Annotated in this window: 8 protein-coding genes; 1 reads left to right on the forward strand and 7 read right to left on the reverse strand. The window is 34.1% G+C overall.

The features are described 5' to 3' along the window. The first annotated feature begins 198 nt into the window (after nucleotides 1-198). Nucleotides 199-3,612 (forward strand): transcription-repair coupling factor, encoded by a 3,414-nt coding sequence (mfd, locus tag F1847_RS04470; protein WP_150071896.1) that lies wholly within the window; start codon nucleotides 199-201, stop codon nucleotides 3,610-3,612. On the opposite strand, the gene F1847_RS04475 is transcribed toward mfd, so the two are convergent. From F1847_RS04475 to F1847_RS04505, 7 genes are read right to left on the reverse strand one after another with little or no spacing between them, the layout of a single operon-like run. Then, complete coding sequence (locus F1847_RS04475) at nucleotides 3,595-4,434, reverse strand: hypothetical protein (protein WP_150071897.1); 840 nt, start codon at nucleotides 4,432-4,434, stop codon at nucleotides 3,595-3,597. The two genes, mfd and F1847_RS04475, sit on opposite strands and share 18 nt — an antisense overlap. Nucleotides 4,435-4,439: 5 nt before the next feature. Then, nucleotides 4,440-6,596 carry an ATP-dependent helicase gene (locus F1847_RS04480; protein WP_150071898.1) on the reverse strand — a complete coding sequence of 719 codons (2,157 nt, stop codon included), beginning with the start codon at nucleotides 6,594-6,596 and terminating at the stop codon, nucleotides 4,440-4,442. A 45-nt stretch (nucleotides 6,597-6,641) separates the two neighbouring features. Beyond that, nucleotides 6,642-7,817, reverse strand: coding sequence for an ABC transporter permease (locus F1847_RS04485; RefSeq protein ID WP_168194268.1), 1,176 nt, complete (start codon nucleotides 7,815-7,817; stop codon nucleotides 6,642-6,644). A gap of 29 nt (nucleotides 7,818-7,846) precedes the next feature. After that, nucleotides 7,847-9,064 carry an ABC transporter permease gene (locus tag F1847_RS04490; protein ID WP_150071900.1) on the reverse strand — a complete coding sequence of 406 codons (1,218 nt, stop codon included), beginning with the start codon at nucleotides 9,062-9,064 and terminating at the stop codon, nucleotides 7,847-7,849. Then, entirely contained in the window at nucleotides 9,048-9,737 is a 690-nt protein-coding gene (locus F1847_RS04495) for an ABC transporter ATP-binding protein (RefSeq protein ID WP_240702866.1), read from the reverse strand. The genes F1847_RS04490 and F1847_RS04495 overlap by 17 nt, the downstream gene beginning before the upstream one ends. Further along, nucleotides 9,722-10,924: an efflux RND transporter periplasmic adaptor subunit gene (locus F1847_RS04500; RefSeq protein WP_150071901.1), complete on the reverse strand. Its 1,203-nt coding sequence runs from the start codon at nucleotides 10,922-10,924 to the stop codon at nucleotides 9,722-9,724. Before F1847_RS04500 ends, F1847_RS04495 begins: the two co-directional genes overlap by 16 nt. Beyond that, nucleotides 10,921-12,204 (reverse strand): TolC family protein, encoded by a 1,284-nt coding sequence (locus F1847_RS04505; protein ID WP_150071902.1) that lies wholly within the window; start codon nucleotides 12,202-12,204, stop codon nucleotides 10,921-10,923. Before F1847_RS04505 ends, F1847_RS04500 begins: the two co-directional genes overlap by 4 nt. Nucleotides 12,205-12,290 lie beyond the last annotated feature (86 nt).

Below are 12,290 nucleotides of genomic sequence, written 5' to 3' on the forward strand. Positions count from 1 at the left end.
TTAGACATAGTTAAAGGCTTATCATGTGAATTCATATTTATTCAAAAGAAAACGGGAGAACAATTTGGGAATTCTCTATCGATAAAGGCTTAATATAGATTATAGATATTTTAGAAGAAAAGTTTTGGGTTGAATTTTAGTTTTTTTTAATTAAATTTAAACCAAGTTTTTGATAAAAACTTTTATGTAGGACTTAAAATGTTTTTAGCTAAAAAATTAGAAGAACTTTTAAATAGTAAAAATTATAATTTAATTATAAATTCTGATAATATTGTTTTTTTAGCCTATCTTCTTGCTGAAGGCATAAAAGGTTCTTTGCTTAAAGACCGTGTATTTTTTGCTATTTTCCCTGAATTTTCTCAAGCAGAAGAGTTTTTCCAGGCCTTTAAGGTTTTTTCTGAAGAAAAGATTGCACTCTATCCTGGGGTAGACCTACTTCCTTTTAAAGAGATGTTATCTTCTTCTGAAGAAGAGGTGGAAAGAATAGGGGTGCTTTGGAACCTTAAAAACTATAAAATCATAGCTGGCGATGCCTGCAGTTTTTTAAAAAAGGTGATTCCTAAGGAGATTTTACAAAAAGAGTATCTTTATCTTATTTTAGGGGAAAAAGTAGAAAGAGAAAAGTTACTTTTAAGGCTTTTAGAACTGGGATATGAAAGGGTAGGGGTGGTTAGAGAAAAAGGTGGGTTTGCGGTTAAAGGTTCGGTAGTTGACCTTTGGTCTCCAAATTACGAATATCCTGTAAGGATTGAATTTTTTGGAGATCAAGTTGTAGCCATAAAACATTTTGCTCCAGATACCCAAAAAAGTTTTTTAACCTTGGAAGAGGTAAGCATCATACCATGTAAAGAGTTGTTTTTACCTGAAGATTTGAAAATCCTTTATCAAAGGTTATTCGGCTTAAAAGAAAAGATAGAAGAAAATTATTTATCTAAGGTTTTAGCCCAAATAGAACAAAAAAGCTTTACCGAAAATCCTGAATTTCTACTTCCAATTTTTCATGAACGCTTAAGCTTTCCTTTTGAATATATTAACTCCAAACTTTGTTTTTTGCTTTATGAACCAGAACTTATAGAAACTAAGGTAGAAATGTTTTGGGAAAAAATTCATGTTAACGCTCTTAAAGCTAAAGAGAAGAAAAGATTGTTTTTTGAACCAGAAGAAGTATATCTAAGTACCCAAGATTTTTTTAGTTGGTTTGAAAAAGGTTTAGTAATAAAAGCTGGAAAACTTTTGGCAAGTGCTTCTCTTGATGAAAAAGTTTTGGAAGTAGAGGTAATTAAAAGAGACCCGTTGGTATTAAACCCTACAGAGAGAATAGAGGTAGGGTTTAGACTCTTGAAGTCGGCTTTAGAAGAAGGAGATAAGGTTTGGTTGGTAACTTCAGAACCTTATACCCCTCAAATAATCTTAGAAGGTTTAAAAAGTAGAGGATTAGAAAACTTGGAAGGTTTAGAGTTTAAACAAGGTTATGTAAGAAAAGGATTTTATCTTAAAGACCAAAAACTTTGGGTAACCTCAGAAGCTGAGCTTTTTGGAAGAGGATATTTTAGAGGAAAAAGTCCTAAACAAGGAGTTAAAAGGGCCAAAGGTTATTTTAGAAAATTTGAAGACCTTAAGCCAGGGGATTTGGTAGTACATAGGGTCCATGGAATAGGTAAGTATTTAGGGCTAAACATATTATCTATAGATGGGATGGAAGGGGAATTTTTAGAGATTGAATACGAAGGAGGAGATAAACTTTATTTACCTGTTTTTAGGTTAGATGAACTTTATCCTTATGTAGGATTAACGGAAAAACCTCCTAAATTAGATAAACTGGGGAAAAAATCTTTTCTACTGAAAAAGAAAAAAATAGAAAAAGAACTGACAGAGGTGGTACAAGAACTGCTCTCGCTTTATGCAGAGAGAAAGGCTTTAAAAAGTTATTCTCTTTCTTTCCCTGCCTTAGCCTATGAAGAATTTAGGGCTACTTTTCCTTATGAAGAAACACCTGACCAAAAAATCGCTATAGAAGAGGTTTTGAAGGACCTATGTAGTGATAAACCTATGGAAAGACTTTTAGTAGGGGATGTAGGGTTTGGGAAAACAGAGGTAGCTTTAAGGGCTATTTTTGTGGCAGCCTATTCAGGAAAACAGGTAGCTTTTCTTGTTCCTACTACCATTTTAGCCGAACAGCATTATAGAAACTTTAAGCCAAGACTTGAACCTTTTGGAATAAAGGTGGGAATTTTATCAAGGCTTAGATCTGAAAAAGAGCAAAAACAAACTTTAAAAGGGTTGGTTGAAGGAGAAATTAAGGTAGTGATAGGCACTCATAGGCTACTTTCTCATGATGTAGAGTTTAAAGACTTAGGACTGATAGTTATCGATGAAGAACATAAGTTTGGGGTCAAACAAAAAGAAAAGTTAAAACAACTCAAAAAAAATGTAAAGGTTCTTTCTCTTTCAGCTACCCCTATTCCAAGAAGTTTACAGTTAAGTTTACTTGGGGTTTTTGAACTTTCAGTCATCGAATCTCCTCCCGAGGGTAGAAAACCCATCAAGACTGTAATGGCTAAGTTCGATCCAGAGGTTATAAAGTATGCCATAGAAAAAGAACTTGAACGAGGGGGGCAGATTTTTTTAGTAAACCCTCGTATACAAGGTCTACGTTCTTTGGCAAACTATGTTAAAAAGCTCTGTCCAGAGGTTAGATTAGAAACCATTCATGGACAGATGCCTCCAGACCTTATAGAAAAAAATCTATATAAATTTTTAAATAAAGAAATAGACATGTTGGTATGCACTCCTATTATAGGAAGTGGAATAGACATCCCTTCTGCGAATACCATCATCATCAACCGGGCTGATATGTTGGGAGTGGCAGACATCTACCAGTTAAGAGGAAGGGTAGGGCGTTCCCAAGAAGCAGCTTATGCTTATCTCCTTGTGCCCTCTTTAAAAAATTTATCAGAAGACGCACAAAAAAGGTTTAAAGCCTTGATGAAATTTACAGATTTAGGGGCAGGTTTTAAGTTAGCCTTAAGCGACTTAAAAATTAGAGGAGCTGGCGAACTTCTTGGTATAAAGCAAGCAGGACATATCAACACCGTAGGCTATGAGCTGTATTTAGAACTTCTTGAAAATACCATTAAAGCCTTAAAAGGCGAAGAGATAGAAGATTGGGAACCAGAAGTTAACTTAAAAGTCCCTGCTTTTATCCCTAAGGAATATGTACCTGAAAGCGAAGAAAGATTGAGCTTGTATAGAGAGCTGGTAATAAATAAAACCAAAGAAGACCTGTTGGAGTTTATAGAATTTTTAAAGGATAAATATGGAGAAATGCCTGACCCTATAAAAAATTTGGTTAAAATTTTCCTCATAAAACTTTACATGAAAGAACTGAAAATTCCTTTGTTAGAATTAAAAGGAAAAGACTTGGTGTTTTTAGTAAGAAAAAAAGAAATCTTACCTTGGTTTAGGCCTCTTAATAAAGAAGGATTTTCTTTTCTAACTAAACAAGACAAAAAGGGGATCAAAGTTATTTTTAAACTTTCAGATCAAAACCCAGTAGATCTATCTCTTAAGATTTTAGAAAAAATTAACGAAATATTAGGTAAAACTCAGTAAAGATTTTATTTTTTGCCAAATTTCATTTTTAAAAGAAAGTAAAAACATGAAGTGTAAATAGGTTGAGGTTTGTTCAAACCTAAAATTTCTAAGAGATGAGAGAAGTCCACATTTAATTTTTGTTTCCTTTAACACGATCTCAAACTTTAGGTAAAACATAAAAATTTCGTTTAAATCCTCTTCAGAAAATAATAAAAGGGTTGGCACTTTAACACAAGCTCCTCCACTGCTTATGTCTATCAAAATTCCCATCAGATTGTTTTTAGAAATATAATTTCTAAAATTACTTTCTACGTTGTTTTGGTTATCTATGATAAGGTCATAAAAATAAAGGTCTTTAAGGTCTTGAGAAGAATTTAGGCTAAAGTTGCTTTCTCGTATCAAATAATATCCTTCTTCTAAGAACTTATTAAAAGCATGTTTATTTATTATCGACATAAAAACCGGAATATTACCGGGTAGTTTAATCCTTTGATCATACCTAGGGGATAAAATTTCTATCTCTAAATAATTATTTTCTATTTTTTTGATTAAACATTGAAAAATATAGCGTTGCTGTCCATCTGGGAGAATCACCAAAATTATCTTTCCTAATTCAAAATGTGAAGGATCAGAAACTTCTATCACAAGGTTTTTATCATTTATTGGTTTTATAGTTAAGTATTCAACTTTATTTTGACCATAAAGAAGTACCGCTTTATTTAACCATTGGTCAAGTTGTGGTTTTATATGTTTAGGAAGATAATCTAAAGAACCTAAAGCTATGTTTCTTTGGAGTATACTAGTTTTAACCTTGGTGGCTAATTCTACCTTATCAAGCATAAGATTTAATTAATAATTTTTTCTAATTTAGTATATTTTAGATTAAGAAGGGTAGGTCCTTTTTGAGGGAAGTTTATCCTAACTTTTTCTTCACCAACTACTTCCATCACCTCTCCTATCCCAAAATGAGGGTGTTTTACTAAATCTCCTATTTTAAAACGGAAAAGATTTTTTGTAAAGCTGGGTTTAATGTCTTGACCACCGTTTTTAGAATCCTTTAAGGAGAGTTTTTTTTCTTCTTTTTTATGGTAAACTTGAAATAAATTAAGGTCTAAATCTTTTATAAACTTAGAAACCTTGGCAAGGGTTTTTCCTTCTCCTCTTACATAGGTAGTCATAGGAGAGATAAGGAAAAGTTCTTCTCTTGCACGGGTCACCGCTACATAAAAGAGCCTTCTTTCCTCTTCTAACTCTTCTTCATTTTCTAAACTGTAAACCGAGGGAAACCTACCATCTATAAGAGATAAAATAAAAACGGTATGCCATTCTAATCCTTTTGCTGAATGTACGGTTGATAGGACTAAATGGTCGTCAAGTTCAGCAGGCTTCTTTTCATAGATCTCTATGGGTTCTAACATTAGGTCTGTCAAAAACTCTTCCAAGGTCTCATATTTTTCTGAAAGGTCTAAAAGGGCCTCTATGTCTCTTTCTCTTCGGTGATAATCTTCGTAATATACTCTTTGAAAAATAGGTTGATAAAAGTCCCAGACTCTTAGAAGACAATTAGAGGGTTTTTCTTTAAACTTAACTACCTCGGTTATTAAAGAAATAAGAGCTTTAAACTCTAAAAAAGAAAACCTATAGGTAAGTCTTTCTAAAGAAAAGAAAAAGTCATTATTAGCTTGTTTTAGAGTTTCTATTATCTTTTCTGCTGTTCTTGGACCTATACCTTCAAGCAGTAAAAGAACCCTGTTCCAAGACAAAAAGTCTTTAGGATTGCTAAGTATCCTTAAAATAGAAAGAAAATCTTTTATATGGGCCGCTTCTAAAAGTTTTAATCCCCCATATTTGATAAAAGGTATACCTCTTTTGGTAAGTTCCATTTCTAAATCAAACGAATGAGAGGCAGACCTAAACAGCACCGCTATCTGAGAGAGTTTTATTCCCTTTTCTCGGAGTTCTAAAACCTTTTCTGCTACAAACTTGCTTGACTCTGTCTCGTCTTCAGCATAAAACAAAACAGGTTTTTTTCCGTCCTTTCGCAAGGTAAACAAGTTTTTGGTGTATTTTATTTTAGATTTAGCAATTATATGGTTGGCTAAGTCTAAAATAGGTTGGGTGCTACGGTAATTTTGCTCAAGTTTGATTATTTTAGTATTTGGAAAAAGCTTAGGAAAATCAAAAATGTTTTTATAATTAGCCCCTCTGAATCCATAAATGCTTTGAGAATCATCTCCCACAACCATTACATTTTGATGCCTTTCAGCCATATATCTGATGATTTCACCTTGAAGGGTATTGGTATCTTGATATTCGTCTACCATGATAAACTCAAAACGTTTTCCGATTTCTTCTCTTATTTGGGGATAAGTTTTTAAAATGCTAAGCCAATTGACTAAAAGGTCATCATAATCCATTAGATGATGTTCTTTCTTGTAGTTTTGATACTCTATCAAAAGCCTTTCTATCTCATAATAAAAATCTAAAAACTGAGGATAATAGGTTTTCAAAAGGTCTTCAAGAGTCCTTTGTTGGTTAACCATCTTGCTGTAAATGGTAGCCAAGGTTTCTTTTTTAGGAAACTTTTTTTTGGCATCGGCAAACCCTAAACTATTTCTTAAAAGATGTATCAAGTCTTCAGAATCGCTTCTATCAAGGATAGTAAAGTTAGACTGATAACCTAAAAGATATCCATAAAACCTAAGCATATATTGTGAGATAGAATGGAAGGTTCCTCCTATGATTTTATCACAATCAGTTTTTAAAAGAGCTCCTGCTCTTTGTATCATCTCTTTTGAAGCCCTTTTAGTAAAGGTTAAAAGTAATATCTTTTCAGGTGGAACCCCTTGGGCTACTAAATAGGCCATCCTTGAGGTAAGGGTTCTCGTTTTACCTGAACCTGCCCCTGCTATCACCAAAAGAGGCCCAAAAATCGTTTGGACCGCCTCAAGCTGAGCAGGATTTAACTCTTTTAAAAACTCTAACTGACTTACCGTAAACATTTTCATAACTCTATTATAATGTTTTAAAAAGTTTTTACAAGAAGCTTAAAAGGACCTTAAAAGCACGATAGGATCTACCTTTGAGGCTTTATAGGAGGGATAAACTCCTGCAAATATCCCAAAAATAATGGTTAATCCGGTTGAAGTAAGGATAGGTGTAATCGGAAATATCAGAGGGTAATTAAAGAGAGGTAACAAAATAAGGGTCAGGACTACCCCTAAACTTACACCTATAAAACCTCCTACTAAAGTAACCAGCACACTTTCTATCAAAAACTGTAAAAGAATATCCCATTCTTTAGCACCTACCGCCTTTCTTATACCGATCTCTTTTTTACGCTCGTTAACCGCAAGGGTCATAATGGCAGTAACCCCTAAAGCCCCTACTACCAAACAAAGAATAGAAACACTTTTCACCAAAGAAGAAAAAAGGTTGGTTGTTTGGGTTTTAGCTTTGAGGATGTCGTCAGCCTTAACAATGGTAAAATCTTTGTTTTTTTCTGTAACTTTGTGCCTTTTAGAAAGGATTGAATCGATTTGATTTTCAATAACAGGAAGGTCTAAAGGATTTTCTACAGAGATAAAAATACCTCTTATGTAGTCAACATTATAAACCGCAGAAATCGCTATGGTATAAGGTATGATGACTTGGTCGTCTTGGTCTGCGTTGCTTGCGTCTATCCCTATAGGGGCTAAAACACCGACAACCTTAAAAGGCAGTTTGTTTATCAATATCGTTTGACCTATCGGATTTTCTTTGCCAAAAAGTTGGTTTTTAACCTTGTTCCCTAAGATAACCACCTTTTTATAGCTTAATATTTCATCCTTAAAAAAATTTCTACCTTCCTCTAACGGAAATTTTCTTAGTTTTATGTACTCTTCGTTTACCCCGTTTAATATGGTGCTTACTGTATTTCCACTAAATCTTACGATCGCATCTCCGGTAAAGTATGGAGAGATGAACCTGATACCACTTATCTTTCTTAAAGCCTCTGCATCTTCTGGTTTAAGCGTAGTAGTGATTTCTGTTTGGATGGCCCTTCCTGCAGAAACTTTTACATTTCCCGCAACCACCATAAAAACCTCAGGGCCAAAGGTTTCTATCTCTTTTAAGGTTCTAACCTTAGCAGCTTCTCCAAAGGCGTTCATCAAAAGTAAAGAAGATACCCCTATTATGATACCTATAATAGACAAAATAAGCCTTAATTTTTTATGAAACAAACCACCCCAAAGTAGTTTATACTTTAGTATCATAGGCTTTTTAATAAAATAGACGGTTCTATTTGAGTGGCTTTATAAGCAGGAATAAGACTAAAAATAACGGTGGTTAATGTTGAAAAACAAAGGCTTATAAAAAAAGTATTCCAAGAAAATAAAGGTTTTAAAGGACTAAAGAAAGAAATAAGTTTCATCAACCCTAAGCTCAAAATCCAACCTATAACACCACTTATTAAGGCTATTATAAGAGCAATGGTAAGGTAATGCTTGATGATGTGAGAGGGGGTTGCCCCTAAGGCTAATCTCAAGGCTATCACCGAAGACTTTTCCTCGATGTTAGCATACATTAGATTCATGATGATAACTCCACTTATTACTAAACTGATTACCGAAATAGCTAATAAAAACACAGTAAGAATTCTGGTAGCAGCAGTAAATCTTTCTATAGCCATGTCCGGAGTAATAAGCCTAAAATCATCTGGCTGTATCCCATAAAGATTGTGGTTTTTTCTCAAGAGGTTTCTTATGGCCTCTTGAGCAAGATTAACGTCAGTATTTTCTTTAAAAAGAATTTTCATCGCATCTAAATGGTCTTTGTTAAAAACCCTTCTCATAGCGGTGGTTAAAGGAATTAAAATCCTTTCATCATGTCTAAAATGCCCAAAAGAAGGTTTTGGTTCTAAAATCCCTATAATCTCAAAATATTCTCCGCCTATCTTGATTTTTTCACCTATAAGTTGTTTTGTATTAAGTTTTTGAGGTATCTCAGCACCTAATACACAAACCTTAGCCATAGTTTTCAAGTCTTCTTCATTAAAAAACCTTCCTTCTTTGGGATACCAGTTGTTGGCTATGGTATAAGACGGTGTAACCCCTTCTATTCTTATTTTTTCAGAAAAACCTTTATAAGATACCTCAAGTATGCCTCTTGCCCAAGGTGAAACTAATCTTACAAACTCAAGCTTTTCTATATCTTCTACGTCTTTCATTTTCATCGTATCTGCCCTGGTAGTTGTAACCCCTACAATTTTTCCTCCCCCTGCTATGACCAACATAGCATCTTTACCAAATTGAAGGTTGGCTAATACGTCTAAAACCTGTTTTTTGGCAGATTCTCCTAAAGAATAAATGGTGTTTAAGGCTGTCAAACTTATAACTAAAGCTAAAAGCATAAAAACTAAGTTGATTTTATTAGAAAAAAGTTCTTTTAAAACATCTTTTAAGAAAACCGATTCAAAATGTTTTTTCATCTACAAAAATTCCGTCTTTTATAAACTTAATTTTTTTTCCGGTTTTAGCAATTTCTGGGTCATGGGTTACCATTATAATAGTTAGGCCTCCTGCGTTTAATTCTTTAAATATATTCATAACTTCTTTACTACTTGCACTGTCAAGGTTTCCAGTAGGTTCGTCTGCCAAAAGAAGTTTAGGGGAGGTTATCAATGCCCTGGCTATGGCTACCCTTTGTTGTTGACCCCCTGAAAGCTCAGTAGGTTTAGCATAAATACGATCTGCCAAACCTAATCTTTCGAGCAAGGCAACAGCCCTTTCTTTATCTTTTTTAGAAATCCCTTCGGGCCTATAAAGTAACGGTAATAAAACGTTTTCTAAAGCATTAGCCCAAGGTACCAAGTGAAAGGCCTGAAAAATAAACCCAATCTTTCTATTTCTTATATAAGATAATCTTTTACTATCTAAATGGCTTACCTCTTCACCGTCTAAAAAATACTTGCCTGAGGTTGGTTTGTCAAGCAGACCGATGAGGTTTAAAAGGGTGGTTTTTCCACTCCCAGAAGCCCCCATAATTACTAAAAAATCTCCTTCCTCTACCTCTAAGTCTATCCCTTTTAACACTTGATAAAAGACTTTACCTATTTGATAGGTTTTTTGAATGTTTTCTAAGACTACTATCTTGTTTCCCACAAACCTACTTCCTCACCTTCTTTAAGTCCTTCTAAAATTTCGGTTTTTCCGCGGGATTCCCAACCTATTTTTACTATTCGTTTTTCCCATTTATCCCCTTTTTTTACCATTACATAATAATTTCCCTGTGGGTCTATTTTTACTGCTTTAGAAGGAACTAAAAGCACATTTTCTTTTTTACCTGCTATTATGGTAACCTGGGCTGTCATCTCCGGACGTAGTAAATTTTCATAAGGGTCTAAAATTTCAAGCACTACATCATAAAAAACTACGTTATTCTTGATGATAGCTCCAGGATAAATGGTTTTTACCTTAGCTCTAAATACCTTATTAGGGTAACTGTCCACAGTAAAAGTAGCCTCTTGGCTTACAGCAATCCTTCCTATGTCTGTCTCATCTACATAACATTCTACCTGAAGCTTAGAGAGGTCCACCACGGTTATAAAAGTAGGGGCATTTAAACCAGCAACTACCGTTTCCCCTTGTTGGGTCGTAACCTCTGAAACCACACCTGAAATAGGAGAATAAATAAAGGCATAATTAAGTTTAACCTTAGCTGCATTCCAAGCACTTTTAGCACTCTCTGCTTGAGCTTTAGCTATTTCTGATTGTTTTTCGTATTCAGACTTTAAGGCTTCAAGGTTAGCTTTTTCATATTCTAAGGTAGATTTTTTTACCTCATAATCCCTTTCTAATCTTTCTAAGTCGTTTTTTGAAATAAGACCTTCTTGAAAAAGAACCTTATTCCTTTTAAGCTCTCTTTCTATTTGAAGAAGTTCTGCTATAGCAGAATTAACCTTCTTGGTTTGAGCTGCAATCTGAGAAGGGTAAACTTTTTTAATCTTTTCTAAGTTAGCCAAGGCTTCTTTATACTGATTAAAAGTTCTATTCACCTCTTCTTGTAGGTCTTGATGTTCTATGATAGCGATAAGTTGCCCAGCTTTAACCTTATCTCCTGTGGTTACCAAAAGTTTTTCAACCCTTCCAGAAACCCTTGAACCTACCTTTACCTGAGCACCAACCTGAGGCTTTACCGCTCCTGTAGCAGTTACCTCTAAATAAATACTCCCTCTTTCTACCTTAGTAGAAGAAGATGGTAGGGCAACATCCTTTTTCTTTTTGTCTTTCTGACAACCTACTAAAAAAAACAAAAAAAAGATTAACCATAAAACGCAAAACCTTTTCATAGGTCTAACTCCGGAATAGTCCCAGACATCCTGTAAAGCTCATAAAAAGAATAAATTAAATTATACTTAGAAATCGCTACTTTTGACCTTACCTCTGAAAGACGAGCCAAAAGGGTAGTTACGTCTACAATACTTGCCAGTCCGGTTTCATATTTTTTTTGGACTACTCGGTAATCTTCTTCCATGCTTTTTAACCAAACAAGGGCACTTTCAAAACTCTCTTTTGTTGTCTGATAGTTTTTATAGCTGGTAAATACCTCCTGTTTTATTTGAAGCTCAATGTTTGCCTTTTCTAACCTTTTTTGTTCTAAACCTACCTTTTCTTTGTTTAACTCAGCCAAACGCTGAAAACCTGTAAAAATAGGAAAAGTCACCCTAAAACCTGCTACAAACTCGTTATTTTTGTCAGGAAAAAACTTATCGTCTACCTGATAATAACTACTAAAAAGGTCTATGCTTGGCCAAAACTTTCCTTTTACACTTTTTACCCTTTCTTCCTGTGCAAAAACTTCGCTTTCTTTTGCTTTAAGCTCTGGTCTTTTTTCAATGGCGGTTTTGAGATAAAAATTAAAGTCTTTTACCTCTAAGTCTTCTTCTTGTAAAGGTAAAAATTCTATTTCTTCTATTCTGGTTATGTCATAATTTATCAAGGTTAAAACCTGAGCTTTCGCTATGTCGGCTGTATATTTATAGTTAGTAACGTTAAACTCTGCCTGTTTTACCTTAGCCTCAGCATCAAGCACATCTGCATAAGGAGAAAGGCCTACCTCATATTTTTTTTTAGCTAACTTTAGAAGGATCTTAGCGTCTTCAAGGTCGGATAAAGCCGCTTCATATAAAGCTTTTTGCTTAAAATACTCTAAATAAGCTCGGATAATGTTTAAAGAAACGTCTAAAATCGTCCTTTTTACCGCAAAATCTTGAGCAGAAATAAGTTTTAAAGTTTCTTGATAGGAATGCCAAGTAGAAAAACCAGAAAAAACATTCCAGTTTAGATAAGGACCAAAAGCATGGACCTCTCGGTTAGGAAGCCCTTTGCCTGGATCAGTTCTGTCAAACTCGTACTTTAAATAAAGAAAAGGAAAAAAACTTGACCTTACATAATCTTTTTGAAAAACATACTGTTCTTTACTTTTAACTGCAATCTGAATCTGAGGGTTGTTTTTTAGACCAGAAAGGATAAGATCTTTTAAAGATAAAACTTCTTTAGCAAAAACAGGAGGCTTAAACCCTAAGATTAAAAAAAATAAACAAAACAACACACAATTTACTCTTTTCATAAAACTATCCCTCTAAAACCATAAAATAATAATGTAAGTGCTTGCTTAAGCAAGTTATACCTAAATTTTTTATTTGTCAACATTTA

It is taken from the genome of Thermodesulfobacterium sp. TA1 (assembly GCF_008630935.1).
Taxonomy (GTDB): domain Bacteria; phylum Desulfobacterota; class Thermodesulfobacteria; order Thermodesulfobacteriales; family Thermodesulfobacteriaceae; genus Thermodesulfobacterium.

Excerpts from the sequence above, each read along its gene's own strand:
- F1847_RS04500 (WP_150071901.1), bottom strand. The coding sequence starts at position 10,924 with ATGAAAAGGTTTTGCGTTTTATGGTTAATCTTTTTTTTGTTTTTTTTA.
- F1847_RS04505 (WP_150071902.1), bottom strand. The coding sequence starts at position 12,204 with ATGAAAAGAGTAAATTGTGTGTTGTTTTGTTTATTTTTTTTAATCTTA.
- mfd (WP_150071896.1), top strand. The coding sequence starts at position 199 with ATGTTTTTAGCTAAAAAATTAGAAGAACTTTTAAATAGTAAAAATTAT.
- F1847_RS04475 (WP_150071897.1), bottom strand. The coding sequence starts at position 4,434 with ATGCTTGATAAGGTAGAATTAGCCACCAAGGTTAAAACTAGTATACTC.
- F1847_RS04480 (WP_150071898.1), bottom strand. The coding sequence starts at position 6,596 with ATGTTTACGGTAAGTCAGTTAGAGTTTTTAAAAGAGTTAAATCCTGCT.
- F1847_RS04490 (WP_150071900.1), bottom strand. The coding sequence starts at position 9,064 with ATGAAAAAACATTTTGAATCGGTTTTCTTAAAAGATGTTTTAAAAGAA.